Here is a 25,983-nt window from a genome sequence, read left to right on the forward strand (position 1 = left end):
GTCGGCAGGCGGTACGTCCTGATGTCGATGCTCATGTACGCGAAGATCAAAGCGGTCGCCGTCGCCGAGGACGCCCGCCGGCGCGGGATCGGGGCCGCGCTGCTCGCCCGGTGCATGCAGGTGTACGGGCAGCTGGAGTACACGCTGCTGTTCGGCGAGTTCGACACCGAGCGGGCCCTGGGGCCGTACTACAAGGGGCAGGGGTTCACCGTGCTGCGGCCCGGGCAGGGCATCGACGTCGGCACCCTGCTCACCGGCATCCCGCTTCATCTCGGGGCCGGACCGGGCCTGACCTTCTTCCACCGGTGGCAGCCGCAAGGCGCGTGAGGGGGCAGCGAGTTGACCGCAGACGACTGGTCGGCCCTGGCGGGGGTGTCGTCCACAGCGCTGGCACTGGCAGCGGTCGTGGTCGCCCTCGTCGCGTTCAGGGCCGAACACCGCCGGGCACGATTCGAGACCGCTCGCGCGTTGCACCAGGACCTGACGACCGGCGAGGTCGCCTTGGCCCGCCGGCTCGTAGGAAGCCTTCACGACGGGGACTTCGGCTCGCCCGCCAGGACGAACGACTGGGATTCGACCCTCACCGCCTATTTCACGCTGCTCTGGTGCTTCGAGCGGATCGAAGGCGGCCGTACCGCGCTGTTGCGCGGTGGTGTCCGCAGCTCTCCACGGAGCATGGACGCCGTCAGATACCTGGACAGCCTGGTGGCATGGCACGTCGCCGAATACGCGTGTGCCTTCGCCGTCGCACGCAGGAAGATCGCCGAAGCTACGGCCACAGAGATCTCAGACGGCGAGTCAGCCGCCGCTTTCCAACGGCTGCTGTGCGCTCTGCAGGACGACGGCGTCATCGATCGCAGGTACCGCGCAGGAGACTGCCGAGGCAGCGAATGCCCGTGCTCCTGCCATCGAGGGCCGACTCCGTAGCCGAGGACGGCGCTCAGCTGATCGGCCGCCGCCGACGGCACCGGGTCCGCGTGTGCGAGGACGTGGGGTGCAGTACTACGCGGCGGCGGTCAGCAGTTCGGGCACGCCCTGGGTCTGGGTGTAGGGCTGGAAGCGGGGGAGGAGGTTGTCGACGAGGCTGATGCAGCGGGGTGCGCCGATCCGGCGGGCCAGGAGGAGTGCTTCCAGGGCGGCGGCCGCGGCGGGCTCGGGTTCTTTCTGGTCGAGGTAGCTTGCTGCCCGGTAGGTGAGGAACACGCCGCGGGTCTTGTCCCGGGAGGCGGGGAGGAACTGCTCGCCTTCGGTGATGAGCTGGTGGGCGCGGCGGGGGTCGCCGAGGTCTAGGAGGGCCTGGCCGGAGTCGACGGCGAGGTCGGCTTTTATGTTGGCGCTTCGTTCTGTCTCACGTAGCACGCAGTTATGTTCGCGTAGCTTCAGTCTCAGGGGGTCCGATGAAGCGCACCAGCACGTCAACTGCCATCGCTCTGCAAGGAGCCGACGCCTTCTCCTGCCAGTCGGCGCCGGAGACCGTGGTCCTCCTGCACCGGACTGCACAAGCTCGGGCTTCTGGTCCGTGGCCCTTCGACGCATCCGCCGTGCTGGAACGGGCGGGAGCATGCGACGGCAAGTGCTTCGTCCTCGGCTCCGACGGTTCGTACGACGTGCAGTTGAAACGGTTCGGGCGCGAACTCGACAGCTGGGGCGTGCGGTCGGACAACGGGCACGAGGGCTACATGCGCGACATCATGCTGTACTGCCGGTTCCTGCACGAGTCCCGGGGAGGGAAGTCGATATGGGAGACGGACAGCGCTGATCTGCGCGCCTACAAGGTCGTCCGCATGCGCATGGACGACGAGAACTCGATCAGCGCTGCCACGTGGCGGCGGTCCATCGCGGCTCTCGACAAGTGGGTGGAGTGGTCCCTGTACGAGGAGCTGCTGGATCACGAGCCGTTCCGGTACATCGACAAGACGGTCATGACGCCGCAGGGCCCGAAGCGCGTCCGGGTCAACGCCGAGTACGACGTGGACGACGATCAAGAGCCCTTGCACATTGTGCAGTTCGTCGACTACCTGCTGTGGCGCAATGTGGGGCTGCGGGGCGAGCTGCCGGACGGCAGACCGGACCCGAAGTGGCGTGGTCGGCACGGTGAGCGCAACGCGCTGTTCGCCGACTCGCTCGTTTACACCGGCATGCGCCTGGGCGAGGGGCGAGTCTGCTGACGACCGAGCTTCCTGCCGTGGCAGGGGGACGGGGCGAGATCTACCTCGCGGCTCAGGTGACCAAGCGGCACAGGGCCCGCAGGGTGTTCGCGAATCGGCGAACTGCGCGGGCGTGGCACCCGTGTGGGAGGTATTTCCAGGGGATTCCCGTGCGGTTGATGTAGAGGAGTGCGTTGAATACGTCGCGCAGGTCGACCTTGGCCGGCTGCCCGGTGGGTCTGCGGTCGAGCCGGGCTTTTCTCCAGGCCGTCAACGTCGGCTCGATCAGGGCCCATCGGGCGTCGGAGAGGTCGCTGGGGTACGGCTTCCGCTGGCTCACGTCCCAGAGGGATCATGGGCGTGACGGAAGATCAGGTTCCGCTGATCATTGGGCGGTTCTGGTCGAACTCTACGTCAGACGCACTTCGAGGGTTGAAGCCGAGCGAAACGGGCGGACAGGTCCGGAAGTCTGGAGGTGATGAAGCGCATTGATCCGCTGAAAGGCCTCAAACTGACACAGCGACAGAACTGGCATACCGGCATGAGTCATACCTGAACGCCCACTGAGAGGGCGTTAAGTCCGTTTCTGGTAGCGGCCTCGTCCGGGTTGGGTGAGGAAGCCTTGGCGGGTGAGGCGTCCGGGGCGGCTGCGGGTGACGTTCATGGCCGGGTCGTCGGTGGGCATGCCGAGGAGTTCGTGCAGTTCGCGGATCCGGAACGCCTGGTCGGGGTGCTGGTTGAAGGCGTTCACGATGGCCTGGTAGACAGTGGCCTGCTCGGGCGGATCGAGATCGCCTCCGTCGCCGGTCGGCGCGAGTTCGGCGATGACCTTTCGAGCTGTGGCCAACTCCGCGAGGCGCGCTTCGGTCTCGGCTAACGCGCCAGTTAAGTCATCTATCTGACGGCGGAGTTCATCAGCCCGGCCAACGGCTTCGTCGTGGCGAGCCTGGAGATGCATCAGGAACTCGGCGATGTTCACGCGGCCGCCCGGAGGGTGTCGCGCCAGGTGGGGGCGGGTGTGGTGAGGCGGCGGGTCATGTTCGCGGTGGAGGCCCAGTAGACGCGTGAGGCGGAGGTGTCGGGCCGGTGGTCGTACTCGCGGGCCAGCTGCCGGTGCAGCATCAACGTGCCGTTGACCTGCTCGACCACCCGCCGTTTCGGCTGCGGGACGAAGCCCTTGCCCTGGTCGGCCGGGTTGCGGCGCACGACCTCGACGGTGATGTCCAGCAGGGCGCCGTGGATGATGACCTCGTCCTTGAAGCCCTGGTCCACCAGGGCATTCTCCAGACGGTTCCCGCACCGCTCGGTCGCCTGGTCGAGCAGGGCGGTGCCGGTGGTGTTGTCGTGGGCGGAGGCGGCCAGGACAACGACTCCGATGATCAGTCCCAGCACGTCGACGGCCAGCCCCCGCTTGCGTCCCGGCGTCCTCTTGTTCGCGTCCAGCCTTCCGGGTCGGTCATCAACACCCAGCCTGGTTCGACGGACGCGGTGTGCTTCGCCGCGACGGCGGCCCCCCAGCGCGGTAAACCTCGCCACCTCGTCAGCCAGAGCGCCACTCACCGCGCCGACCGCCAGGCGTACCGCAGCGACCGGAGCCGAACCTCCAGGGGCGGCCTCGGAGTACAGTGCCTGCGGTTGATTGCCGTCAACCAACTGGATGTGCTCCCCCCCAGGGGCTGTGAACCACCGAACGGTGCAGGACGTGGCCCCAGAAGTGTGCCTGTGCAGTGGGGTCACGGCACAGGAGCGTGATTCGACGCAGCTCAGCGGTCATGCCTCGACCTTAATCACCCAGGCGCTGGAGTTGAGGCCCTGGCCGGGCGGCCCGCGCGGGCAGTGGCAGCCGTCATCACTTCTCCGACGAGCCGCGCGGGATCAGGTCTTTCGCGGACTTCACCAGGTCGACCTTCTGCGCCAGCGCGGGGTCGAGCCACAGCAGCAGGACGATCGCGGGCCAGGCGATGTACGCGATCACCTGCACGCCGGTCGGCGGGTTCTCCGGGATGACGTGGAAGGCCTGCAGGGCGATGAGCAGGGCGGGCGGGACCAGCAGGACGAGGAGGCTGCGGCCGAGGCTGAGGAGGCGGACGAGGAGGGCTTTGGCGGCGGGGTCGGGTTCGCGGTGGGGGAGGAGGTCCCAGCGAGCGTGGACGGTGGCGGTGAGCATGTCGTGGAGCCGGGTCCGCAGGGCGGGCCAGGTGTCGTGACCGGGGCTGAGGACGGAGCGCTTGAGGTCGCGGGTGGCGGCGGCGACGCCGGCGACGTGATGGCGGAACGCCCGCCCGGTGGGCTCCTTGACCGTCGAGCGACGGCGCTGTCGGCCGAGCGGCTCGGCGATGACCCGTTCCTGGCCGCGGGCGATCCGTTCGAGGAGACCGAGGGCCTCGCGGCGGACGGCCGGGTCGACGAGGGCGGGCTCGTACTCCAGGAGGGCGAGCAAGTCGACCATGTCGCCGACGAGGTGGGTGAAGGGGTCCCCCGTACGCAGGCGGGACAGGTGCGCGGCGACGGATCCGTCGACAGCGGCCATGAGCGCCACGATCAGCCAGACGGACCCGGCGGCGAAGCAGGCGGCCAGCGTGGGGATCAGCACGCCGACGTCGGGGTGACCGTGGCCTCGCCACTGGACTGTCCCGAGCCCTGCGCCGCCCGCCAGGGTGAGGATGATCAGCAGCACGAGCCACTGCTCGCCGAAGGCACTGCTGACGGAGATCCAGACCAGGAGTGCCAGGGTGGCCGCCTCGGCGGCCACGACCCCGAGTGAGACCTCCCAGCCCGCACCGGCCCCCAGCAGACGCGGCAGCCACCATGAGGCACAGAGAAGTCCCGGGAGGAGAAGCAACACCAGGACGCCCGCGGCGGCGTCGGTGAGCCGGGTGCTCCACTGGTCGATGGCCGCCTGGCGCCGGATGAGTGCGGTCAGGCGTCCGGCGAGTCTCGGCGGGACGCCCTGCGGGAGCAGGTCCGCGAGGTACTCGGATTGGGCGGCGGCGGTGCTGTCGGAAGCACCGGAGGTGTCGCCTGCGTTCGGCTGATGCCACGCCAGGGGCGGCCGGAGCCCGCTGAGGCGGCGCTTGGCGAGGCGCTTGGCCTGCTTCTGTCCTTCGACAGCAGACTCGTCGGCCGGCTTGACCTCCAGCGCACGGCCGAACAGAGCGAGCGCCTCCGCATGGTCGCCCTGCGCCAGCGCGCACCACGCGAGCTCAAGGAGCAGCGCGATATGGCGCGGCCACTTCCCGAGGTACTCGGCGGCGTGCTTCTCCGCAAGGTCGTAGCACTCCAACTGCCGCAGGGCCATGACGTGGACGACGGCACCACGGAGACCGGCGCTGGCACTGAGTTCCAGCGCACGCTCGGCATGACCGGCGTCAAACTCCAGGGCTCCCAACTCGCTGAGCATCCACTTGTCGCGCGGGCGCGCCGCGAGCGCCGCCTCGGCCAGCCGACGGGCTTCCCGGACGCGGCCGAGAGAACGGAGGCAGCTGACCTGCCCGATCATCGGGGACTGGATCAGCGGATCCAGCGAGTGTGCGCGTCTGAACTGTGCGAGCGCCGCGTCGAAGTCGCCCCGCTCCGTGAGGGCGTTGGCCACGGACTCCACCTGCCCCGAAGACGTCGCATGCTCGATGTCGATGTCTGGTTCCGGCAGGTGGGCGTAGGTGGCCAGGTACATCAGGCCGCACTGGGCACTGGGCAGGTCCGGCATGGTCTCCAGCGCCCGCCGGAACAACCCGCCGGCTCGTTCTGCCACGTCCCGAAGCGGCTCGGCCTCTGCGTCGGGAGGGATCTGGTTGTACGTCCGTTCAGTCCAGTCCAGTCTGGCGGTCAGGGCCTGCTGCACCAGCAGGGCCGTGGGCGGCGGTTCCTCCGCCAGGCGGCGGCTCAGCGCGTCGAGCACGGCGTAGGACTCCTCCAGACCGCCGTCCTCCTGCATCAGCACGAAGGCTCTGGCGAACATCGCCTCCACGTCGTCCGGGCAGTTGTCCAGAGCGGATATGGCCTCGTCCAGATTCCACTCGTCGTGCGCACACCATGCCGTCTCCACCAGGAGCCCCGGCCTCGGCCCCAGCTCCCGTACGGCCTCGCCCAGCACGGCGCGGGCCTGCGCCACCCGTCCGGCGAGGCGGTGCGCGGTGGCCAGGCCGCGGCGGGCCCGCTCATCGGCCGGGTCCAGCGTCACTGCCGCTGCGAAGGCCTCGTACGCCGCCGGGTCGTCCCGCGCTTCGGAGCCGTACATGATGCCGACGTGGACCAAGTCCTCCCGCAGGCCCAGTGCCAGGGTGCCCTCGGCGACCAGCAGTGTGGCCGGGCGTCCGTGGGCCGCGATCGCATCTGCGAGGGCTCGGCGGGACTCGTCGGCCCGCCGCAGCAGCCAGAGGGCGCGTATCCGGCCGCTGAGGGCAGCGGGGTCGTCGGGCGCCTGGGCCAGGGCTTCCTCGAACGACGACAGCGCACCCGCCGGATCGCAGCAGCGCAGCAACTCCTCAGCGGCGCCGAGCATATGAACCACCCCCGTCGTTCCTGCGTCAAGTGTCGCGCAGAGGCCCGGCTCGCCGCAGCGTGCCGGCCTCGATGTCTTGGGCGATGAGGCGGCGCATGATCGTTATGCCTTCGGCGAGAGCGAGCGGCTGGAAGTGGTATATCCACTCTCAGCCCCGGCTGGAGCCGTTGATCCGGCGGATGGCAAAGAGGGCCTCGTAGCGCTGCTCGGCCAGAGTGTGGCCGGCGTACGGGGAGTCCAGGCGGAGCAGCAGGCACGCGTCGCGGGCGACCGCGAAGAGCCGCTCGCGGGTGATGCCGGGGCACTCGAACTCGGCGCGCAGCCGGTCGGCCAGGGCTCCGAAGGGGATCGCCTCCGAGGGGGCGGAGGCGTGCCACAGCGGCTCGTCGCCTCTGGGGGCGGGTACGCGGGCCGCCTCCGGCGTCAGCACCTCGCGTACGCAGGTGGTCAGAGGGTGTTAAATCCGATCTTCCTCGGTTCGTGATCGCTCGATCGAGGTACTGATCGCCGTACGAGCCGACCGTTCGCCATGTGCATGCTGGGATGCGGGCATGGACCGAAGACCGTATCCGAGCGACTTATCGGATGAGCATTGGGCGTTGACCGAGCCGATGATCACGGCCTGGAAGCAGGACCGGGTGGGCCGTTCGGCGACCGGAGACCCTGGGACGTGTGATCTCCGGGAGGTTGTGAACGCGATCTTCTACCAGAACCGGACAGGCTGTCAGTGGCGTTACCTGCCCCACGATCTGCCGGCCTGGTCGGCGGTGTTCTGCTACTTCATGCTCTGGCGCCAGGACGGCCTTGACTAGCGGATCCAGGAACTCCTGCGCTGCCAGGTGCGGGAGAAGGCCCGCCGATTAGAGGACCCGTCGCTCGTGATCATCGACACCCAGTCCGTGCGCGCGGCCGCGGGAGTGCCGAAGACCACGACGGGACTGGACGCGAACAAGATCTTCGTCTGGAAGCGGCGGTTGCGGACTTCGAGCAGGGGCGAGACGTACCGCCCGGCGACGATCAGGGTGAGCACGGACGTCACGATCGAGATCAGCGCGGTCGTGCCCCAGGAGGGCATCCAGTCAGGCATGAAGGTGATTGTCGGGGCGATTGCCGAGGCCGGTGGCCGCTGGGGGCCTTCGCCGGCCCTCAGGGCAACCGACGAAACGCGACCCGTGGGGTGACGGAATGAGTTGGGCACCCGCAGCCGTTGCCCGGCCCGCGATCGTCGTCCGGCACGTGGGCGAGACGTACGGAGTTCCGCAGAGAGGGTGGCCGCGTGCTGGGTAGGTAGGCTCCAAGACTGAGGCCAGGTGGCCTTGTGATGTTCGGGTGCTGGTACCGCTTGCGTGGCGGTATGGTCCGCGCTTGAGGTCGTTCCGCCAGCACAGGTAGGCGTGAAGGGCTCGGGTCTGGACGGTGTGGTTCGGATGGTTGGAGTTGGCCAGGGTGAACTGCCGCAGCGGTCCGAAGCGGGCTTCGATGGGGTTGGCCCAGGACGCGTAGGTGGGTGTGAAGCACAGCTCGACCTTGTTCTTCGCCGCCCACCTGCGGATCTTCCAGTTGAGGTGGGCGGAGGATCACGTAGATCGGGGCGCCGTCCGCGCGGGCGGCGCGGATGGACCGCAGGGCGGTCCAGGTGTGGTCGATGCCCTTGCGGCGCCGGTTGATTCCCCACAGCTTGTCGTCGCCGACCGAGTAGCAGCCGTGGAAGTAGGTGATGCCCTGGGTGCGGCGGTAGGTGGCCGGCAGGCGGTCGGGGCTGCCCTGTTCGGCCCAGCAGGAGCCAGCAGTGGGAGCCGTGCCGACGAACGCTTCGGTCAGCTCGGGATGCGGACGGGCACCACGGGGATCCTCCCTCGGGGGCAACGGATACTCCGCCACCTCGAGAGCTACACACACAGGCGGGACGAGCACATGGCTGTATCCCTTCTTCGTAGCGGTGGCATGGTGTTCACGCAGGGAGCTGATCGGCCCGGTCAGCAGGTGCTCGCCCTTGATCCAGGGCAGGTCAGGGTGCAGATCCTGGCCACCCAGTCCCGCCACACTAGTCCGCGGATGCCAGCCCGCTCGTGACAGCGGCGTGCCCGAAACAGACTCGGGGCATCATCTCGTGAGCGCTGTTGGGCAACAGGCGGGGTTCGAAGGCGGCTTCGGGGCCCCTCTCTGGGCCGAGTAGAAAGTTGTCGGTGAACGAAACAGCCTGCAGCCGACCCCGTGCGTCGGTTACCTTGACCGCCGATACGTCGCCGCTTCCGCGTCGCACGACGGTCGCGCCCTTCACGAGCGTGCCCCAGGCCCCGGGGCGGGGAGCCGCCGGGTCCCAGCCGCCAGTGAACCGGCTCTTGTAGATCCGGAGCCGTCGGTCATCGGTCTGCTGTACCCAATAGGCGGCCGCGTCGACGTACGGCAGGAATCCTGCGGCGATTCCGTCAACCGCCCACTGTTCCTTCCAGACGCGGCGGAAGTCGGCCACGTCGTCGAGGCCCTGCTGACCGGTCGACGCCCACCAGAACGGGGCGTCGTAGCGGGAGTCGGGGCGGAGACCGTTCATCAGGGTGTGCAGACGGGGCACGCTCGAACTGAACGCGCTGACGACGACGCGGCCCACGGCCGGCCGCGGCCGGTGCACCGCTGCCTCAGCGCCGCGCGGAAAGTCCTGGGGGATCCACAGACACAACTCCCTGAGCAGCCGCATCAAGGTGGCCGGGGACTCGAACGGCTCGAAGTGGCTGGACGGCGCAACGGGGATCACGATGACTGCGGCCCGGCGCGCGGCTGCGAGCTGGTAGGCCAGGAAGTGCTGGCTGAGCAGGTGGAAGACCGGGATGTCGATGAACCGCTGGGCGGCATCGGCGTTCCCCTGAACGTTCTTGGCTGTCACGATGCCGTACGGGTACGGCTGTCGGAACGGGTACTCGACCTGCGGAATGACCAGCCGGCTGTTGGTGTGGGGATGCAGCCAGACCACGAAGTCGAGAGCTTTCGTTCTGGGGTCGTGCAGCCGGTGGGGCACCCAGACGCCGACGGCGAAACGCGGACCCGGGCTCGGGTCGTCACCCACCTCACCGTATTCGACGAGGTAGAGCCGGCCCTCACGGTTCGGGTCGACGGTGTGCGGGGTGGTCGCGAACCGTGGCCACCCGTGGGCCGTCGGGGTCTCGGAGAACAGTTCCGGCGTGGCCACGTGGAAGCCGCTGATCACTCGCTGAATCCGCGCCTGGGTGCGGTAGGCCGTGCGGTCCTGGGTGATGAGCGCCGTCCGGTGGTCAAGGTCGAGGGGGACGAAGTTCGGTTCGGTCGGGGGCCGCCCGCGCCTGCGCGCTTCGGCGTTCTTCCGGTCCGCCTCGTCGAGCCTGGCCTGATGTACCGAGGCCCGCCGCGTCAGTTCGGTCTCGGGGATGTGGCCCAGCGGCGCGGGCCGGACGCGGCCGAGCGTGGCCGTGACCGTCACATCGCTGCCGGTTGTGCCGACCCGGCGAGTGGAGTTGGTCCAGCGCCAGACGGTTTCGCCCGGGTTCCGCACGAGCGCGATGTCCAGTGCCGCGTAGCGGGCGTGCCGCAGCCCGCAGGCGATGCTCTGGGCCGCCGCCGGGGCGACGAAGGTGAACGTCGCGCCGGAGAGCGTGACCTCGGGCAATTGCTGGACCGCGGCCCCCGCCCAGATGCTCCGGGTCAGCCGTGCGCCCGCGACCGGCACACCGCTGGCGTTCTCGACGGTGACGGTGACCCGCCAGTCGGCCGGGGCCATGCGGCTACGCCGCCAGCTTTACGCACGACGGGAACGGAACCGGGCCGGTAGGGGCATGTGCTGGTGCGGTCACAGCTGCTGGCCCGTCTTGGGGTCGTACCTGACCTGGACGGCGACGATCTGGTCGGTGGGGAGCACTTCGACCCATTGGTCGAAGACCTGCCACGGATCGGCCGGGCGGAACCCGCCGGCCAGCGGGTCGAATCCGTGCTCGAACACTTTGTCGGCGGCGAGCGTGGTGGCGAATTCCGGGCCGTCCAGTGCCGTGAGGTGTCCGGACACCAGCTCAAGGGCCTGCTGGACGGTCTTGCCCTGGTACTCGGCGGGATCGTCCTGCTGCACGGCGTAGGGGAGGCCGAGTCCCGCCTCGCCCTCGACGTCCATGAGCCAGGCGAGAGCTGCGAGTTCCTGTCCCGGCTGCACGGGCAGGACCGCTTTCACCCAAGCGCAGTTAAGGAACTCGTTGCGGCGTTCGTCGGCGTCGATCTGGACGAGCCAACCGAGCGAGCTGCCCAGGGGGGCCGGCTGGGTCTCGTCGGTGATGAGGTAGTTCACCCGCCACTCCTTCGTCGGAGTCGGGCTGTCGACCACCGCGTAGGAGTCCGCGCGGGAGTACCAGCCGGCCACGGTCTGGCCCTTCAGCGGCGGATCGGTGGGGGATCCGGGCGTCGAGTCCTGCGGTGGAACGGGGTACCGTCCGGTGCTGGTGGCGGACAGCGGGGGCGCGTCACTGCGACTGGGGCGCCAGAAGTCCGGAGCCACGAAGTACAGCATCTCGTCCACGTCGAAGTACTGCTGGATCTGCTCCCCCTCCAGGTAGGGCGGCTGGTCCGGCTTATCGGGATAGTGCCCGTTCCGCTCCAACTGTTGGAGGAGCTTGCGGAAGACCGACCGGCGCTCCTCGCTGCGGAGGTCCTCGGGCGCGCGCGAGCGCATCGAGCTGACCAGGCGCAGGCGCTCGCGGACCGCCTCGCCGTAGGCCTGGTACTGGAGCCGGTCCACCTCCTTCTGGTACTCCGCCTTCGCCTTGTCGTTGAGGTCCTTGACCTTCTGCTTCGCCTCATCCGTCGGGACGTAGCGGAGGATCGCGTCGAACGGCAGGGACTTGTTCTTCTGGAAGTTCGCGAACACCAGTTGGATGGAGATCGTGTTCTTGTCCTTGTCGATCTGTAGGGGCGCCAGATCGATCTGGGCTCCGTGCTTGTCCTGGGAGACGACCTCGCTGAACTGGTAGCCCTCGGGGACCGGGGGGAGCGGCAGGTCCTTGAAGCAGAAGTCGATGGTGTCGTCTTCGGTGAGCGGTGTGTGGTTCTCGTGCCGCCCGCGGCAGGGGAGACCGGGGAAGGGCAGGTAGGTCTCCTCGGCCTCGTCGTCGGTGCCCTTGTCGTGCTTGAACGGGATGTCGTAGTGGAACGGAATGTCCTTCGGCGCGGGCTCGGGAAGCTCCTCCGGCTTCTGCAGGGATGACAAGTCGGGGGCGGGCACGACGTGGACCATGTCCCCGAGGCCCAGTTCCCGGCCGGGATCGGGTAGGTGGATCTGCCAGCACAGCCGGGTTCCCACGTGCTGGAGCTGGACACCGACCTTGCGCATCTTGCGGCGCAGCTCGAAGTTGACCAGGTCGGGGCCGGTGTTCTGCAGGACGTATCGGCGGCTGGAGGTGTCCGTCGTCTCGGTGACCGTCCGGAAGGTGGTTTTGAAGTTCCGCTTGATCTCGCTGGTGGTCTTGGCGCTCTGGGTCCGGGTGTGTTTGCGGGTCGTCTCGGAGCCGCGCTTCACCGTGTTCTCCATACTGAAACTGGCGCTCGCATCGGCGTGGTAGATCTTGGCGTTCACCCCGCCCGTGGCACTGACCCCGAGCTTGGTGTCGTTGGAGTTGTCCTCCTTGACGGCGTCCGCCACGTCGCTCTGATCGGTGAGGCTCTCCTCGCTCTTGCGGGAGACCTCCTCGGCCTGTTCCGTCGTCTTCTCGACGAGCGTCCGCCGGGTACTGCTCTCCACGACCTCCACGGTGCCACCGGGGCTGACCCAGATGTGCCCCGACGGGGTGCCCAGGAAGGTGTCGAACTCGAAGAAGTACTCCCGGAAGAGGTTCACCAGCCCGACCGGTGACAGTGCCCCCGCGGAGGTGCTCTGGTAGCGCGCCGCCAGAGCGGCCAATCCGGCACCGGTGATCATCCGGGCGTCGTTCCCGTGGAAGTCGGCGGGGGCGAGGTTGCCGAACGCCGACTGCGGATGGACCTTGGCGGCCGCCAGGCCGGACGTCATGCCAATCCATTTGCTCAGCGGGTGGTAGACCCCGAACAGCTCGCTGGCGTACGGCAGTGTGCCGACGAAGTCGTTCACGGGCTGGCCGGTGTACACCGGAGCGCCGTCCGCGGGGACGACCAGGGGCTGGGAGTGGGCCGTCGCACCGCCCGCCACGACGGCGTAGGTCACGGACACGAGTTCGTTGCCGGGAGTGGACTTGAAGAGCTGGACCGGGCCGCTGGACGTGTGCGCCTGGGCCACGAACGCGACCGTCACGGTGCCGGCCGTGGTGGCCCTGGCGGCCACGTACTGCAGGCCGCTGGAATCCCGCCAGACCATGGTGGCGGCCACCGCGTCCACACTGGGGAAGCCGCTGGGATCCAGCACCGTGATGGTGCCCGGCAACGCCAGGGTCATCCGCTGCCCCACCGGGAGGTCGCTGTTGGGCGCTGCGTCGATCCTGTACGACCAGACCCGGTACGCGTTGCTGGTGCCCTGAACGGGGATGGGCGTCTGGCCCAGGAACGTGACGGTGAAGGTCATGCGAAGCCCCTCAAGCTGTCAGATGTGTCCTCTCCGGTATCCCGCGGCGCGGCCCAGGTTTCACGATCAGGGCTTTGTGATCACACGATCAGGGTTTGGCAATCACCCTGACGGCTTTCCCTGGCGGGCCGCCGCGGCCCCCGGCGGCCACCCTGGACTAGCGGCCGGAGCGCGCCAAGCGATCGACAGCCCCAGGAGGAACCCGTGGACACCTACACCATCGAGTACGCGTCCTTGAACACGCCACCGGTGCGGGAGCGTCGGGTGCAGGCGGACGGCTACGCGGTGAACGGTGACTTCGTCGACTTCACCACCGTCGACGGCAAGAAGGTCCTGTCCCTGCGCGTCGATGCGGTCGTGATCATCACCAGGGACATTCCGCCCTCGCCGTGACCACGGCGTCGCGGCGACACGACATCGCGGCGCCAGGCCCTCTCAGTGCCCCTCAGTGACCGTCGGCGGCCAGGAAGCGGCCGGAGCGCCAGTGGAGGCGGGTCATTCCAGGGGGCTGGATGTCACGCGGTCACCGTCTGCGGGTCGCGCCAGGTTGGAGTGTTCGCGCCGGTGAGTCGGCGGGCCATGACCTGGGTCATCGCCCAGTAGACGCGCGACGCGGAAGAGGCCGGACGGTGCTTTCAGCCCCCCGCCAGAACCTCCGGGGCAGCGGACGGCAGCTCCCTGGTCTTGTGTAGCCGGAGGCCAGCGGTGCAGCGACCAGATCGCCGGGGATTGGCGGCAATGCGCTGCACTGGTCGGTTCCGGCAGGCCGGGTGTTCGGGACTCAAACCGCCGAGGGCACCGTGCAGGCAGTCTGGCGTCAGCAACCACCACTTCCGGATTCGGTGACCTCGGCTTGTACGACGGTGTCACCCGGCTCGGATGCCCACCCTCGGCCGGTATCGTTGCTCCCCCGGGGCGGCGCCGGAAAGGACCGCGCCGAGGGCTGGCGGGCGGCGATGGCTAGTGTGATGCGCCAGAAATCCTGAGGGTTAGTTCTGCCCTGTTTTCTGGCCGGTGGTTCCGACCTTGGTGAGGTAGTCGGCGAGGGAGTTGAGGATCTCGTCGGCTGTCTTGGTCCAGGTGAAGGGCCGCGGGTTCTCGTTCCAGGTGTCGATCCATGCGGTGATGTCGTCCTCCAATGCCTTCACGGAGGTGTGGACGCTGCGGCGGATGAGCTTGTCGGTCAGCAGGCCGAACCACCGCTCGACCTGGTTCATCCAGGAGGATCCGGTGGGGGTGAAGTGGACGTGGAAGCGGGGGTGTCTGCCGAGCCAGGTCCGGATCTCGGCGGTGTTGTGGGTGGCGTAGTTGTCGCAGACGAGGTGCACGTCGAGTCCGGCGGGCACCGCTTTGTCGATCCGGGTCAGGAACTTCTTGAACTCGATCGCCCGGTGGCGGCGGTGCAGGGCCGATATGACGGTGCCGTCGGCGATGTTGAAGGCGGCGAACAGGCTGGTGATGCCGTGCCGGAGATAGTCGTGGGTGCGGCGTTCGGGCATGCCCGGCATCATCGGCAGCACCGGCTGGGACCGGTCCAGTGCCTGGATCTGGGACTTCTCGTCCACGCAGAGCACGACCGCCTTCTCGGGCGGGTGGTGGTACAGGCCGACCACGTCGACGACCTTGGCGACGAACTGCGGATCGGTGGACAGCTTGAAGGAGTCCTGCAGGTGGGGCTTGAGGTCGAACCGCTTCCAGATCCGCCCGATCGTCGACTTCGACAGGCCAGTGCGCTGGGCCATCGAAGCCCGTGACCAGTGCGTGTCCTGGCCCGGGACCGACTCCAGGGTGGCCACGACGACCTCCTCGACCTGGTCAAGGAGAATCGAAGGCGGCCGGCCCGAGCGCGGCTCGTCCTGCAGACCATCGAGGCGTTTCGCGATGAACCGGGCCCGCCAGCGGTCCACGGTCGACCTGTCGATGCCGAGGTCGGCCGCGGCCTGCTGGTTCGTCCCGCCCTCCGCGCAGCGCAGCACGATCTTGGCCCGTAACGCGAGGAACTGTGCGGTCCTGGCCTGCCGCGCCCACTGCTGCAGCTGCCTGCGCTCAGCATCGTCGAGGATGAGGTCGGCCTTCGGCCGGCCGATCCAGCCGGCGTCCTCAAGCCCGGCCATCCGCTCCGCGGCGAAAGCCCGACGCCACTTGCCCACCGTCTTCGCCTGGACACCGACGAGCCGTGCGACACCCGCGTTCGACATGCCGTCAGCACACGCCAGGATGATGCGGGCCTTCTCGGCCGAGCGCCGGTGCGGCAATTCCGTCCAGCGCACCAACTCGGCACGCTCGGCCTCGGACAACGTGATCGCCACAGCAGAAGGCCCCGAATGCGACATGACAACAGAGTAGTAACTAACCCTCAGGATTTCTGGCGCATCACACTAGAGATCTTTAACGGCTGGGGTTACGAAGGAGCACATCCCCTTCGGCGGGCCGTGGGCGCCGCGCGGAGCCATCGATTTGGCAAGGTCGACCGCCATCGGTGGCAGGCTGCTGCTCGCCACAGCTGTCGCATACGACATCTACGATGTGGCGACGCCGCCGAGCGGCCCAGCGCACGCAGACGGCCGTGCACGACGGGGCGAGCCTGGCGGGCCGGCTTGCGAGCGCGGGCTACGGCGCCAGGGCCAGCTCCCTCGGCGGGCAGGTCGGGCTGTGGTCGGCAGCGGGATCGGCGAGGGCAATTGTGGACGGAATCGAGGATCTGTTCCAGATGAGGAACTGGCTGGCAAGGCTGCTCAGGAAGGAGCGGCACCGCAGTGCGGAAGAGGACTCGGCAGCGGTCTCGTCGCAGGGCCCGGTGTGGAGCGATCCGGAGATCCCGGACGAGGAGCGCGCGGTTCTGCTCGTATGCCTCCTCGAAGACCCCACGGCGCGCGAGGACGAGCAGGAGGACGCGGCGTCGGGTCTGGAGTTCCTCTCTGGTCCGTTCGTCGAGGCGGCCTTGATCCGGGCCATCCGGGACGGCGACTTCAACAGCGACCTAGCCCAGGCCTGCGCCGAGTCCCTCGCCGGCATCTGGGCCAGGGAGAGCCAAGTCGATGCCGCCTTCCTGGCGGAACTGCGCGGCCTGGCGAAGGAGCTGATCTTCGGCATCCTCGGCAACCGTGCCCCGCACTTGCTGCCCCCTAGCTAGCGCCCTCTAGAGATCTTTAACGCCTGGGGATGCGGCGGTTGGAGGTTCAGGCCGGTTTTGGCGATGAGGCCATCGATGAGGCCGGGTCGGTACTGCATCTGTTTGAGCCGGGTTTTCACCAGTACGGTGAGCTCGTCGAGGCTGTGTTTGGTGAGGTTGGCCAGCGACCGTTTCAGGTGCGACCACACGCCCTCGACCGGGTTGAACTCCGGAGCGTATGGCGGCAACTGGTAGACAGTCAGCCATAATCGAGCGTCGATCAACCGCCGCATGGCGCGGCTGACGTGCGTGTTCAAAATGTCCCAGACCAGCACGACCGGGCCGCCGAGCTGCTGGTGAGCGGCATCAAGCAGGTGGGCGTAGTCGGTCTCGGCGAAGCCCTTGCGTCGGTCTTTGGCGGGGCCGCGGTCGAGGTGGATGCGATAGATCAGCCGTGGCCGGTGGCCGGCCTTGGTGCAGATCAACGCCGCCATCGAGACCCGTTTGGTGCCCGCGGCGGTGACCTTCACGAGCGGGGTGCGGCCTCGGCGGCCCCAGGTGCGGCCTTTGGGCGGCCTCAGGCCCTGACCTGCCTCGTCCTCGAAGCAGAGCCAGGCGCCCAAGTCCGCCGCCTTCTTTTTATGACGGGCCACCGCTCGTCCTTCCAGGCGGCGATCTTCGCCTCGTCCCGCTCGGTGGCCTTGCGGGCCGGGACCTGCACGCTCCAGCCAATGCGGTGCAGCAGCAGATCCAGCCCGGCCAGGGTGTACTCGGCCCCGAACCGGCGCCGCACGATCTCGCCGATGCGGACCAGCGTCCAGCACTGGTCACTCCAGCCCGACGCGGCCGGACCGACCTCCAACACCGCCTCCAGCACGCGTAGCTGGTCGGTATCGAGCTTGCATCTGGCGCCACCGGGCCCCTTGGAGACCAGCGCCTGGCGGCCGCCCGTGGCCAAGGCCCGACGCCAACGGTTCGCCGACATCCTGGTCACCCTGAACCGCCGAGCCACCTCCCCGTTACTGGCCCCGGCCTCGATCAAGTCAGCCGCCGCGAGCCGGACCTGCTCACGCCGATCCCGCTCCTCGGCCGTCAGCCCACCGCCATCGGGATACCTCATCTCTCCGGCATAGCGCGGCCCACGACAACCGTCACGACCCCCGTAACCCCAACCATTAAAGATCTCTAGACGGGTTGCCGACCAAGATCGACCTGGCCGCCTGGAGTTTCACGTGCTTGTCTGCCCGTCGGGGATCGATCTGTGGATGCCGCCCCCGATGAGAGTCAGCCGCACAAGGTCGGCCGACGGAGGTGACAGGGCATCGGCCCACGGGACGTCCGCGCGCAGCGTGTCGAGCCGGTGGTGTCCAGCGGTCCGGCGACCTGCTCGTCGTAGCCGGTGCCCGGATCCAGCCGTACCGGTCCGGTGTTGCGTGGTGCAGCGCCGCCTGCGGCCGGCGCTCGCAGGGGTGGTGGGGGTGTGGACGTCCGGGAGGTCGCAGCGTGTTGGGGAGGGTGTGGATGGTGGTGTGGACAGGTGGGGGTGTTGGTTTGTCAGTCTGTGCGGCTGGGCGTTGTCGGCTGCGTGGATCTCTGTGTCATCGGGTGTGTGCGGGCTTCGGGCCGGGTTCGTCGGTCTGTCCGTCCTTGATCTGTCCGTCCTCGGCCCGTGCGTTCCTGACCCGGACGTCGCACCGTCGGCCTCCGTATCCCGGATCAGCAGCCGGTTTTATGGCAGTCGGATCCCCAGTTCGCGCAGGACCACGGCGGTGTCGGTGCCGCTGGCCGGGGCGGTGCCGGCCGGGCGGCGTGGGTGTGGGGTGGTCACCGGGTGGGAGGTGCCGCTGCTGTGGGTGATGAGCCAGTTTTTGCCGTGTGGGACGAGGTGGGTGTCGTGGTGGTCGGTCACGGCGAGGGAGGTGGATACGACGTCTGCCATGGCGATGTCTAGTACCGCGCCGCCGGGCCGCTCGGACAGGGCGAGTGCGGCGGCGAGGAGGCCGGTGAGCGGGTCGGCGATGGCGTCGCCTGCGAACACGGGCAGTCCGTCTGCGTCAATGCCGAGGAGGCCGCGGGCGGCGGCGATGTCGTCGCCGAAGCCGACCCGCCCCGAGGCCCGTCCGTATGCGGTGATCGAGATCCAGGTGCAGCCGCGGGCGGCCTCGGCCTCGGCGTCGAGGCCGAACCCGGCGAGTGCGCGGGGGCGGGAGGCCTCGACGACCACGTCCGCCCGGCCGACGAGTTCGTGCAGCGCGGTGCGTTCGTGGGGGTCGGTGGGGTCGAGGACGATTGAGGCGTGGCCGGCGTGGAGCAGGTCGTAGAAGGCGGGATCGCCGAAGCGGGCTCCGTCGGGGCGGGACGGCGTCTCCACCTTGACCACCCTCGCCCCTGCCGTGCCGAGGAGGTGGGCGCAGAGCGGCCCCGCCCACAGGGCGCTGAAGTCGACCACCAGGAGTCCGGCTGCGCTGCGTGGCTGTGCGGGCAGCGGGCAGGCACGGTCCGGTCGGGGCCGGACCGCACCGCCCGCGAGGGACAGGAGTTCCACGCGCTCGTCCAGTTCGGTGCCGTCGTGGGCGGCGAGCCAGTGGGCCAATCTGCCGGGCAGCGTGCCTGGTTCGGGATCCTGGCCGATCAGGGCGCTCCACAGCAGGGGATCGTCCGGGCGTGCGTCGGAGACGGCTGCCCAGCCGTCGCGGGTGGGCAGCAGGCGGCAGCTGCCGCCGACCGACAGGCGGCCCTGTCGTCCGCGTCCGCTGAGCGCGGCACGTTCGGTGAGGAGCTGTGCTCCGTCGAGCCGTGCGCCGCCGGCTGCGGCGACGTGATCGGCCAGCCGGGTGGCGAGGGTGGCCGCCCCGCCGGGCGGAAGCAGCGGAGGTCCGCCGCGATGGCCGGTCAGGAGGGGGACGCCGCTGCGTGCCCAGTCCTCGGCGAGGCGTGCGGGGTCGCTCTCGGGCCAGGCCCGGGCCGGTTGCGTCGCGTGGGAGTGGGGCCGGGCCGGGGCGGGTGACGGCGGACCGCCGGGTGTTCGGCGCCGGGCGGAGTGTGTCGTGCTGCCGGATCCCTGGTCGTCGGCCATGCGGGGATGGTAGATCGAAGAGGTGTCGGCGGCCACAGTCGTCTGTGTGACCGGTCTCGTGGCCGGTGCGGCGGGCGCCGGCCTTCTGGACGGCTGCGCAAGGCCGCCCGGGCCGTTGACGGTTGTCGGTCTGGACTGTGTGACGGCACCCGTGGCCGGCGGCCTGGAGCGGGCTGTCCGCTGTGCCCGGGGCTGCGGACGGCTGCTGGTCGGGCGCGCCGGGTGGCCGGTTCCGGGCTGTCTCCGTGGCTTTGTCGGTGTTCTGGACCTGACGCTGGTGTCGGTGCCCCGCGGCCGTCGGTGCGCGGGGGACGCCGTCGGGAGCCGGGCCGTGGTGGCGGTCACGGATCCTGTCGCCGGGGCGGAGCACCTGCGTGTACGGATGCAGGGGCAGTCCGGGGCGGTGCTGGTTGTGCACCAGGTCCTCGGGACGGCCGGGCGGTTGCCGGTGCCGGGGGCACTCGACGTGGAGTCGATGGCGTATTCGATGCTGCTCGGCGGTGCGGGTGTCGCGCGGCGGTGCGGGTTTTGCGCGGTGGCTCTGGGCGCGCGGGCCGCGGCCGGCGCCGCCTCCCATGGGCTGTGACCCGGTGCTGGTGCGCCGCGCGGGCGGCGTCCTGCGGATCACGCCCGGCCGGCCCGGGCGGCGCAGCGCGCACGGTGCGCAGTGGCGGGACGCCGTGGTCGCGGCCGTGGACATCGCCGTTCGGGGCGGGGCCGTGCGTCAGGTGATCCTGGACGGCAACGGTTTCTGCTTCAGTTCCGGCGGCGTGCTGGACGAGTTCGGGACCAGCCGGGATCTCGCTGCCGCGCATCTGATCCGTATCCGGGCGGGTGCGGCCGCGCGCCTGCACGCTCTCGGTAGACGGCTCACCGCCAGGATCAGGGGTGGGGCGGTGAGGTGCCGGAAGGCGGGTGCGGGTATGGCGGGTGTGTCGATGAGCAGGGCCCGGTTGGCGGTTGCTTCGGTGATGGCGTGCGTGTGGTCGGTGTGCGGCGCCATGCTGCGCAGCCGGTTGGCCGGCCGGCGGGTTCAGCTGTCGTAGGGATTCTCCGTGGTGCGGGGTGGTGTCCGGGTCGGTGGGCCGGGCGGTGGATCCGTCGGGGTCGGTTGCGGCGGTTTCGGCGGCGGTGCGGCCGTGCCGTCTGCCTGTGTCGAGGTCGGGCAGCATGGGTTCGGGTGTTGCCGTGAGGCCGATGGTGTCGGCGGTTTGCGAGCAGCGGTTGGAGGGTGCCCGGACGGCCTGCGTGCCGGGGGGAGGGGGCTGGTCTCGCAGTGTCTGCCGTGTGGATGCTGTCCTGGCTGAGGTGGGGGTTGCCGGGGAGTGGGTCCAGAGTGCGGATGGCTGCTGGCGCGTCGTGGTTTATGTGCTCTGTGGTGGGTGCGGTCCTGCTGCGGTGCTGTCCGCCGGGTTCCGGAACCGCCCGGCCGGCCGGCTGGTCCGCTCGTGCGGCCGGGCTGGGCCTGAGCCGGGCATCGGGTGCCGGTTGCGCTGTGCTCGGCTGGTTTTCGAAGGGGGTCGTGGTCTGGTGGGCGGGGGCCTGTCCCTGGCGCGTGGCCTGTGAACGGGTGGGTGGTCGTCATGGTGGCGGGGTTGAGTGGTCGGGTTCGTGGCGGTGTTCACCGGTCGGGTTCGTGGCGGGGTTGAGTGGCCGGGTTTGTGGTGGTGTTCAGTGGTCGGGTTCGTGGTGGTGTTGGGTGGTTGGGGTGGTGGGGGAGTTCGAGTCGGAGTTGGTAGCCGCCTTGTGGTGTGGGGCCGGAGGTGATGGTGCCGCCGAGGAGTTCGGCTCGTTGGGTGAGGCCTGCGAGGCCGTGGTGGGCGCTGGGGAGGGTGAGGGGGTTTCGGGTGGGGGCGGTGTTGGTGATGGTGGTGCGCAGGATGCCTTCGGTGAGGCGGATGTGGATGGTGACGGTGGCGCCGGGGGCGTGTTTGCGGACGTTGGTGAGTGCTTCCTGGACGGTGCGGTAGATGGCGCGTTGCGTGGTGGGGGGGAGTTCCTCGGGTACGTCGGTCTGGAGTGTGGCTTCGATGCCGCCGGCTTCCAGGAGGTGTTCGAGGTCGGCGAGGGAGGGCTGGGGGGTGAGTTCGGTGGGTCTGCTGCCGGAGGCGCGCAGTACGCCGACCATGTGGCGGAGTTCTTCGAGGGTCTGCACGCTCAGGCGGCGGATGGTGGCCGCGGCCTGCCGGGTCTGGGTGTCGGGGCCGGCGACTTGGAGTGCTCCGGCCTGTACGGCGATGAGGCTGACCTGGTGGGAGACGACGTCGTGCATCTCCCGGGCGAGCTGGGCACGTTCCTTGGCCAGCACGCTCTGGGCGGTGAGCAGGCGTTCTTGTCTGCGGGCCCGGGAGATGTCGGCGAGCCGCAGGGAGAGTTCGCGCCGGGCCTGGACGAGCTGGCCGAGGAAGACGGGGGCGGCGGCGGTGGCCAGTGTGTAGCTGAGGTGGAAGAGGCTGTTGGTCTGTGAGAGTTCGGTGGCGTCGAGGGAGGACCAGGGCCAGGGCAGGAAGTCGATGATGGCGTAGAGGAGTGCGCAGCCGCCCAGCAGGAGCCGGTGGCGGTTGAGGGAGGACAGGGTGTACAGCGCGGCCATGGGGGCGACCACGGCGTCGGTGACCAGGCCGGTGGGGAGGGTGAGGGCGAAGGTGGTCAGGGGCAGGCGGTGGCGCAGGACGAGGGCGAGGGCGCCGAGCAGTGCGCAGGCGGTGGTCGGCCGGTCCTCGAGGTCGGTGTGGGCCCATGCGTCGGCCAGTGCGACCGCGACGAGAGCGGTGTCTGTGAGCAGGGCCCGGGGGCGGCGCCGGTTCATCGGGGGTTCTCGTCCCGGGGGCGGGTGAGCAGTCCCGCGCGCTCGGCGATCAGGGCCGCCTGGACGCGGCTGCTCACCCGTAGTTTGGCGAGGACGCTGGTGACGTGTCCCTTGATGGTGCCGGTGCTCAGGTGGAGGCGTTCGCCGATCTCGTTGTTGGCGAGTCCTTCGGCCATGAGGACCAGCACGTGCCGTTCGCGTTCGGTGAGGCGGGCGGTCAGGCGGCCGGCGGCGGGGTCGCGGACGCTGTTGTCGAGGTAGCCGCCCACCACCCGCCGGGTGACCTTGGAGGAGAGCACGGTCCCTTCCTCGGCCAGGCTGCGTACCAGGTAGGGGAGCTGTTCGGGGTCGGTGTCCTTGAGGAGGAATCCCGCGGCGCCCGAGCGCAGGGCTCTCGTCACGTACTCGTCGGTGTCGAACGTGGTGAGCATGGCGATGACCGGGGCCTTCGGCATGCGGCGGAGTTCGGCGAGGATGGTCAGCCCGTCCACGTCGGGCATGCGGATGTCGAGCAGGACGACGTCGGGGCACAGCTCCCGCACGGTCTGGACGGCCTGGCCGCCGGGTACCGCGGCGACGACGTCGATGTCGTCGGCCGCTTGGAGGATGTGTGTGAAACCCGTGCGGATCAGGGCTTCGTCGTCGACCACCAGGACCCGGATCATGTGCGCTCCGCTCGTCGCATGCCTCCGTCGGGGCCTACCCGCGCGGGAGCGGGCCCTTGGGCGGCCGGCACGCGGAACCCGCCGGTTGGCGGCGCGGTCTCAGCCGGTCGGCGGGCGGTGCCCTCGCCGGCCGGCGGCGGGCGGGCGGCCTCGGCGACCGGCGCGGCCTGCTCGCCGGGGCCGCAGTCAGGACCTCCCCGGTGTGCCGCACGGCGCTGAGCCGGGGAGGGGGGAGCACAGGGTGCGGGACGGGTCGCGGGACCGTGGCCGCCCGCCTGCTCTCGCCCGGCCGTGCGCCGGCGGGGCCCGGTTCCGTCGCCGGAGGCCGTGCGGCACGCCCCCTGTTCCCGGATGGCACGTTCCTGCCGGTGGCCCGGTGGCCCGGTGGCCCGGTGGCCCGGTGGCCCGGTGGCCCGGTGGCCCGGTGGCCGGATCTCGGCAGGAGCGGGCAGGGCGGTGTCGGCCGCCGGAGCCGGGGTCGTGCCGGCCGTTGCGCAGGCCGCGGGCCGGCGCGCGCGTGTGTGTGGCTTTAGTCCATCTGTCCGGTCCGGGCGTCGTGCCACAGGTCGACGCCGCCGTCGACGGCGTGGGTGTCGATGTCGGCCAGTTCCCCGGCGGTGAATTCCAGGTTCTGAAGGGCGGCGACGTTCTGTTCGAGCTGTTCGGTGCGGGAGGCGCCGATGACCAGTGAGGTGATGCGCTTGTCGCGCAGTGCCCAGGCGAGTGCCATCTGCGCGAGGGTCTGCCCGCGGCGCCGGGCGAGGGCGTCGAGCGCGCGGAGCCTGCTGATCATGTCCTCCGACAGCCAGTTCCTGTCGAAGGACGTGCCGGCCGCGGCCCGGGAGTCCTCGGGGATGCCGTCGAGGTAGCGTCCGGTGAGCAGGCCCTGCGCGAGCGCGGTGAACCCGATGACGCCGAAGCCCTCCTCCTGTGCCGCGTCGAGCAGTCCGTCGGTCTCGATCCAGCGGTTGACCATGCTGTACGACGGCTGGTGGATGAGCAGGGGGGTGCCCAGGTCCCGCAGGATCGCGGCGGCCTGCCGGGTGCGCTCGGCGTCGTAGGAGGAGATCCCGACGTACAGGGCCTTGCCCTGGCGGACGGCGGTGTCCAGCGCGCCCATCGTCTCCTCCAGGGGGGTGCTGGTGTCGAGGCGGTGGGAGTAGAAGATGTCGACGTAGTCGAGGCCCGTGCGCCGCAGGGACTGGTCGAGGGAGGCCAGCAGGTACTTGCGGGAGCCGCCGCCCTGGCCGTAGGGGCCGGGCCACATGTCCCAGCCGGCCTTCGTGGAGACGACCAGTTCGTCCCGGTACGGTGCGAGGTCCTGCCGGAGCAGCCGCCCGAAGGCGAGTTCCGCGGAGCCGTAGGGCGGGCCGTAGTTGTTGGCCAGGTCGTGGTGGGTGATTCCGAGGTCGAAGGCGCGCAGGGCGATGTCCCGCTGGCTCTCGAAGGAGCGGTCGTCGCCGAAGTTGTGCCAGTAGCCCAGGGACAGGACGGGCAGGTCGAGGCCCGAGCGCCCGGTGCGCCGGTAGCGCATCGTGCCGTTGTACCGCTCGGGGTCCGCGACGTGGTTCATGGGGGTCTCCGCAGGTGACAGTGGATTTTATGCCGTTCGGGGGGTGAACGTGCCTACTGTGCCCCGGCTCGTTTTCCGAGTCCAACAGCTCCCGCGCATCGCATTCATCGGTGTCATTTCTCAAAGAGAGCCCCGCCCGGCAGGCGGGTGGCCGCTGCCGGTCGGGCCCGGTGCGAGGGCCCGGCCGGCACAGGACGGCGTGGTCACTGCTCGACGGCCGGCACGGCCGCCCCATCCACCCCCTTTCGCCCATTCCCATACCTGAAGTGCATAGATCTTTTAGGGTGGCCCCATGAAGATGACGCTCGGTGAGCGTGTGCGGGCAGCCGCAGCAGCGGTCATGCAGATCACGGGGGAGTCCCAGACGGACCGCGCCACTGCCCTGGGCGTCAGCCAGACACAGATCAGCCGCCGTCAGTCCGGCGGCGCGGCGTGGAGCCTGAACGACTGCGAAGCCCTCGCCGCGCACTACGGGATCGACGTCCTGGACCTGCTCGCCGGTCCCACCCGGGCCTGCGACGCCCTGTCTCCCCGGCGGCGGCGCACCCCGCCCCCCCCGCCCCCCCCCGCACCACCCCCGCCCAGGAAACAGCACGATGACCGACTTCGACGCGATCGACGAACTCCTGGCCGGCGCCCGCCGGCCGGCCAGCCCTCCGCCGAGCAGCGGCGCGCCCTGCGCCAGGCGCTGAACCTCTTGCGCACCCAGGTGGCCCAGGCGCTGGGAGTGAGCCCCTCCACGGTCGGCGGCTGGGAACAGGGACGCGACCCCAGCGGCGAAGTCCGCGAGAAGTACGCCTACTTCCTCGCCGGCGCCCAGGAACGGCTGCGCACCCGGACCGACCCGTCCCCCCCACCCCGCCCCTGCCCCCCCCGGCCTCCCCGGAGACCACCGCACCTCCGCCGCCGGCGCCCCCCGCACCCGGCCGGGGGAGACTCGTTTGTGTCGGCGCTGCAGAGCGCGGGGTCGGGGTCAAGAAATGGTATCCGTACGCCGGCAGAGCGTCACTGCGGCAAGGTGTAGAGAAATTCCTTGCCGCCTCGCTCTGGGCCGGGTGCGCGGTTACGGCCCAGCGCTCCTGCCTGGACCAGGCGTTTGAGCCGGTTGTTCGCGTTGGTGACGGAGATGCCGAGGGCTTCGGCCAGGTCCTGGGCACGGAAGGTGCGTAGCTGGCGCGCCTGCAGGTAGGTGTCCGGCATGACGTTGGTGTCACCCAGCAGCATGTGATCTTCACCTTGCACGGCGAACTGCTTGCGCCGTTCGAGGCACACGGCGACGGACTCACGGGTCTCCTCGTTCAGCCCGATCAGTCTGACGCCGCCTGCTTGCAGGTCGCCGGCCGCGAGGGAGACGTAGAGCTTGCCCAGGAACTCGTCCACGAAGCTGTGGGTCATGGCTTCGGTTCCAGTGAAGTCGATCTCCAGTACGCGGGCTGGGCCAGCCGGCCGGAGCAGGGTCTCCAGCTCGCTGCGCTTCTGTGCCCCCGCCCCGCGAGTGGATAGAAACGTACCCGGTTCGCTGACGAGGAAGGTGAGTACGTGCTTATTCGCCTTCATTG

The 25,983-nt window shown here is 69.7% G+C and carries 23 protein-coding genes and 6 pseudogenes; 10 read left to right on the plus strand and 19 right to left on the minus strand.

Annotated elements, in window-relative coordinates:
- On the plus strand, positions 1-327 hold a 327-nt coding region (locus ACFWPQ_RS45835), incomplete at its 5' end, for a GNAT family N-acetyltransferase (RefSeq protein WP_384049370.1).
- Positions 328-339: 12 nt separating this feature from the next.
- Positions 340-927: a hypothetical protein gene (locus ACFWPQ_RS45840; RefSeq protein WP_384049372.1), complete on the plus strand. Its 588-nt coding sequence runs from the start codon at positions 340-342 to the stop codon at positions 925-927.
- Positions 928-1,002: 75 nt separating this feature from the next.
- Here ACFWPQ_RS45840 and ACFWPQ_RS45845 read toward each other — a convergent pair whose 3' ends face one another.
- Positions 1,003-1,359 carry a hypothetical protein gene (locus tag ACFWPQ_RS45845; protein WP_384049376.1) on the minus strand — a complete coding sequence of 119 codons (357 nt, stop codon included), beginning with the start codon at positions 1,357-1,359 and terminating at the stop codon, positions 1,003-1,005.
- A 38-nt stretch (positions 1,360-1,397) separates the two neighbouring features.
- On the opposite strand from ACFWPQ_RS45845, the gene ACFWPQ_RS45850 reads away from it, so the two are divergent.
- Complete coding sequence (locus tag ACFWPQ_RS45850) at positions 1,398-2,168, plus strand: site-specific integrase (protein ID WP_384049379.1); 771 nt, start codon at positions 1,398-1,400, stop codon at positions 2,166-2,168.
- 52 nt (positions 2,169-2,220) lie between these two features.
- Here the strand turns inward: ACFWPQ_RS45850 and ACFWPQ_RS45855 are convergent, their stop codons facing one another.
- The 5 genes and pseudogenes from ACFWPQ_RS45855 to ACFWPQ_RS45875 all read right to left on the minus strand — a co-directional run bounded on the left by ACFWPQ_RS45855 (position 2,221) and on the right by ACFWPQ_RS45875 (position 7,078).
- The gene (locus ACFWPQ_RS45855; RefSeq protein WP_384049382.1) at positions 2,221-2,487 is read right to left on the minus strand and encodes a transposase; all 267 of its coding nucleotides are present in this window, start codon (positions 2,485-2,487) and stop codon (positions 2,221-2,223) included.
- A 234-nt stretch (positions 2,488-2,721) separates the two neighbouring features.
- The gene (locus tag ACFWPQ_RS45860) at positions 2,722-3,126 is read right to left on the minus strand and encodes a hypothetical protein (RefSeq protein ID WP_384049385.1); all 405 of its coding nucleotides are present in this window, start codon (positions 3,124-3,126) and stop codon (positions 2,722-2,724) included.
- Positions 3,123-3,593 (minus strand): annotated as a pseudogene (locus ACFWPQ_RS45865) (transposase); the annotation flags it as partial. The pseudogene ACFWPQ_RS45865 and the gene ACFWPQ_RS45860, both read right to left, overlap by 4 nt.
- Positions 3,594-3,996: 403 nt before the next feature.
- Complete coding sequence (locus ACFWPQ_RS45870; protein ID WP_384049388.1) at positions 3,997-6,648, minus strand: tetratricopeptide repeat protein; 2,652 nt, start codon at positions 6,646-6,648, stop codon at positions 3,997-3,999.
- Positions 6,649-6,796: 148 nt separating this feature from the next.
- Positions 6,797-7,078 carry a hypothetical protein gene (locus ACFWPQ_RS45875; protein ID WP_384049391.1) on the minus strand — a complete coding sequence of 94 codons (282 nt, stop codon included), beginning with the start codon at positions 7,076-7,078 and terminating at the stop codon, positions 6,797-6,799.
- A 121-nt stretch (positions 7,079-7,199) separates the two neighbouring features.
- Here ACFWPQ_RS45875 and ACFWPQ_RS45880 point away from each other — a divergent pair.
- Positions 7,200-7,601 (plus strand): annotated as a pseudogene (locus ACFWPQ_RS45880) (transposase); the annotation flags it as partial.
- A 402-nt stretch (positions 7,602-8,003) separates the two neighbouring features.
- On the opposite strand, the pseudogene ACFWPQ_RS45885 reads toward ACFWPQ_RS45880, so the two are convergent.
- The 3 genes and pseudogenes from ACFWPQ_RS45885 to ACFWPQ_RS45895 form a co-directional block, all read right to left on the minus strand.
- Positions 8,004-8,451: pseudogene (locus ACFWPQ_RS45885) on the minus strand (IS630 family transposase); the annotation flags it as partial.
- A gap of 241 nt (positions 8,452-8,692) precedes the next feature.
- Positions 8,693-10,396, minus strand: coding sequence for a hypothetical protein (locus ACFWPQ_RS45890; RefSeq protein ID WP_384049394.1), 1,704 nt, complete (start codon positions 10,394-10,396; stop codon positions 8,693-8,695).
- A 69-nt stretch (positions 10,397-10,465) separates the two neighbouring features.
- Positions 10,466-13,189 (minus strand): hypothetical protein, encoded by a 2,724-nt coding sequence (locus ACFWPQ_RS45895; protein ID WP_384049397.1) that lies wholly within the window; start codon positions 13,187-13,189, stop codon positions 10,466-10,468.
- 204 nt (positions 13,190-13,393) lie between these two features.
- Between ACFWPQ_RS45895 and ACFWPQ_RS45900 the strand changes: the two genes are divergently transcribed.
- Positions 13,394-13,582 (plus strand): hypothetical protein, encoded by a 189-nt coding sequence (locus tag ACFWPQ_RS45900; RefSeq protein WP_384049399.1) that lies wholly within the window; start codon positions 13,394-13,396, stop codon positions 13,580-13,582.
- Between the two features lie 122 nt (positions 13,583-13,704).
- On the opposite strand, the pseudogene ACFWPQ_RS45905 reads toward ACFWPQ_RS45900, so the two are convergent.
- Positions 13,705-13,824 (minus strand): annotated as a pseudogene (locus ACFWPQ_RS45905) (IS5/IS1182 family transposase); the annotation flags it as partial.
- Positions 13,825-14,178: 354 nt separating this feature from the next.
- On the minus strand, positions 14,179-15,522 hold the full coding sequence (locus ACFWPQ_RS45910; RefSeq protein WP_384049402.1) for an IS630 family transposase: 1,344 nt from the start codon (positions 15,520-15,522) through the stop codon (positions 14,179-14,181).
- Positions 15,523-15,713: 191 nt separating this feature from the next.
- Here ACFWPQ_RS45910 and ACFWPQ_RS45915 point away from each other — a divergent pair, with 191 nt between their 5' ends.
- Positions 15,714-16,322 (plus strand): hypothetical protein, encoded by a 609-nt coding sequence (locus ACFWPQ_RS45915; protein ID WP_384049405.1) that lies wholly within the window; start codon positions 15,714-15,716, stop codon positions 16,320-16,322.
- Here ACFWPQ_RS45915 and ACFWPQ_RS45920 read toward each other — a convergent pair.
- The 3 genes from ACFWPQ_RS45920 to ACFWPQ_RS45930 all read right to left on the minus strand — a co-directional run bounded on the left by ACFWPQ_RS45920 (position 16,319) and on the right by ACFWPQ_RS45930 (position 19,377).
- A complete protein-coding gene (locus tag ACFWPQ_RS45920) occupies positions 16,319-16,882 on the minus strand; it encodes a transposase (RefSeq protein ID WP_384049513.1) in 564 nt (187 codons plus the stop codon). The genes ACFWPQ_RS45915 and ACFWPQ_RS45920 overlap by 4 nt on opposite strands.
- A complete protein-coding gene (locus ACFWPQ_RS45925; protein ID WP_217562449.1) occupies positions 16,879-17,421 on the minus strand; it encodes a winged helix-turn-helix domain-containing protein in 543 nt (180 codons plus the stop codon). Before ACFWPQ_RS45925 ends, ACFWPQ_RS45920 begins: the two co-directional genes overlap by 4 nt.
- Before the next feature lie 609 nt (positions 17,422-18,030).
- On the minus strand, positions 18,031-19,377 hold the full coding sequence (locus ACFWPQ_RS45930; RefSeq protein ID WP_384049409.1) for a CoA transferase: 1,347 nt from the start codon (positions 19,375-19,377) through the stop codon (positions 18,031-18,033).
- Between the two features lie 46 nt (positions 19,378-19,423).
- Between ACFWPQ_RS45930 and ACFWPQ_RS45935 the strand changes: the two genes are divergently transcribed.
- Complete coding sequence (locus ACFWPQ_RS45935; protein WP_384049412.1) at positions 19,424-19,963, plus strand: hypothetical protein; 540 nt, start codon at positions 19,424-19,426, stop codon at positions 19,961-19,963.
- Complete coding sequence (locus ACFWPQ_RS45940; RefSeq protein ID WP_384049415.1) at positions 19,953-20,423, plus strand: hypothetical protein; 471 nt, start codon at positions 19,953-19,955, stop codon at positions 20,421-20,423. Before ACFWPQ_RS45935 ends, ACFWPQ_RS45940 begins: the two co-directional genes overlap by 11 nt.
- Before the next feature lie 48 nt (positions 20,424-20,471).
- Here the strand turns inward: ACFWPQ_RS45940 and ACFWPQ_RS45945 are convergent.
- The 4 genes and pseudogenes from ACFWPQ_RS45945 to mgrA form a co-directional block, all read right to left on the minus strand.
- Positions 20,472-20,654 (minus strand): annotated as a pseudogene (locus ACFWPQ_RS45945) (hypothetical protein); the annotation flags it as partial.
- A 344-nt stretch (positions 20,655-20,998) separates the two neighbouring features.
- Positions 20,999-22,186 carry a sensor histidine kinase gene (locus ACFWPQ_RS45950; RefSeq protein ID WP_384049418.1) on the minus strand — a complete coding sequence of 396 codons (1,188 nt, stop codon included), beginning with the start codon at positions 22,184-22,186 and terminating at the stop codon, positions 20,999-21,001.
- Positions 22,183-22,851, minus strand: coding sequence for a response regulator (locus ACFWPQ_RS45955; RefSeq protein ID WP_384049421.1), 669 nt, complete (start codon positions 22,849-22,851; stop codon positions 22,183-22,185). The genes ACFWPQ_RS45950 and ACFWPQ_RS45955 overlap by 4 nt, the downstream gene beginning before the upstream one ends.
- A gap of 529 nt (positions 22,852-23,380) precedes the next feature.
- On the minus strand, positions 23,381-24,424 hold the full coding sequence (mgrA, locus tag ACFWPQ_RS45960) for an L-glyceraldehyde 3-phosphate reductase (RefSeq protein ID WP_384049424.1): 1,044 nt from the start codon (positions 24,422-24,424) through the stop codon (positions 23,381-23,383).
- Between the two features lie 292 nt (positions 24,425-24,716).
- Between mgrA and ACFWPQ_RS45965 the strand changes: the two are divergent.
- A pseudogene (locus ACFWPQ_RS45965) lies at positions 24,717-24,980 on the plus strand (helix-turn-helix domain-containing protein); the annotation flags it as partial.
- A gap of 153 nt (positions 24,981-25,133) precedes the next feature.
- Positions 25,134-25,448, plus strand: coding sequence for a hypothetical protein (locus tag ACFWPQ_RS45970; RefSeq protein WP_384049516.1), 315 nt, complete (start codon positions 25,134-25,136; stop codon positions 25,446-25,448).
- On the opposite strand, the gene ACFWPQ_RS45975 is transcribed toward ACFWPQ_RS45970, so the two are convergent.
- Positions 25,430-25,981 carry an STAS-like domain-containing protein gene (locus ACFWPQ_RS45975; protein ID WP_384049427.1) on the minus strand — a complete coding sequence of 184 codons (552 nt, stop codon included), beginning with the start codon at positions 25,979-25,981 and terminating at the stop codon, positions 25,430-25,432. The two genes, ACFWPQ_RS45970 and ACFWPQ_RS45975, sit on opposite strands and share 19 nt — an antisense overlap.
- Positions 25,982-25,983 lie beyond the last annotated feature (2 nt).

It is taken from the genome of Streptomyces sp. NPDC058464 (genome assembly GCF_042721035.1).
GTDB lineage: Bacteria > Actinomycetota > Actinomycetes > Streptomycetales > Streptomycetaceae > Streptomyces.

Excerpts from the sequence above, each read along its gene's own strand:
- ACFWPQ_RS45850 (WP_384049379.1), top strand. The coding sequence starts at position 1,398 with ATGAAGCGCACCAGCACGTCAACTGCCATCGCTCTGCAAGGAGCCGAC.
- ACFWPQ_RS45870 (WP_384049388.1), bottom strand. The coding sequence starts at position 6,648 with ATGCTCGGCGCCGCTGAGGAGTTGCTGCGCTGCTGCGATCCGGCGGGT.
- ACFWPQ_RS45890 (WP_384049394.1), bottom strand. The coding sequence starts at position 10,396 with ATGGCCCCGGCCGACTGGCGGGTCACCGTCACCGTCGAGAACGCCAGC.
- ACFWPQ_RS45895 (WP_384049397.1), bottom strand. The coding sequence starts at position 13,189 with ATGACCTTCACCGTCACGTTCCTGGGCCAGACGCCCATCCCCGTTCAG.
- ACFWPQ_RS45910 (WP_384049402.1), bottom strand. The coding sequence starts at position 15,522 with ATGTCGCATTCGGGGCCTTCTGCTGTGGCGATCACGTTGTCCGAGGCC.
- ACFWPQ_RS45915 (WP_384049405.1), top strand. The coding sequence starts at position 15,714 with ATGTGGCGACGCCGCCGAGCGGCCCAGCGCACGCAGACGGCCGTGCAC.
- ACFWPQ_RS45925 (WP_217562449.1), bottom strand. The coding sequence starts at position 17,421 with ATGAGGTATCCCGATGGCGGTGGGCTGACGGCCGAGGAGCGGGATCGG.
- ACFWPQ_RS45930 (WP_384049409.1), bottom strand. The coding sequence starts at position 19,377 with ATGGCCGACGACCAGGGATCCGGCAGCACGACACACTCCGCCCGGCGC.
- ACFWPQ_RS45940 (WP_384049415.1), top strand. The coding sequence starts at position 19,953 with ATGGGCTGTGACCCGGTGCTGGTGCGCCGCGCGGGCGGCGTCCTGCGG.
- ACFWPQ_RS45950 (WP_384049418.1), bottom strand. The coding sequence starts at position 22,186 with ATGAACCGGCGCCGCCCCCGGGCCCTGCTCACAGACACCGCTCTCGTC.
- ACFWPQ_RS45955 (WP_384049421.1), bottom strand. The coding sequence starts at position 22,851 with ATGATCCGGGTCCTGGTGGTCGACGACGAAGCCCTGATCCGCACGGGT.
- mgrA (WP_384049424.1), bottom strand. The coding sequence starts at position 24,424 with ATGAACCACGTCGCGGACCCCGAGCGGTACAACGGCACGATGCGCTAC.
- ACFWPQ_RS45975 (WP_384049427.1), bottom strand. The coding sequence starts at position 25,981 with ATGAAGGCGAATAAGCACGTACTCACCTTCCTCGTCAGCGAACCGGGT.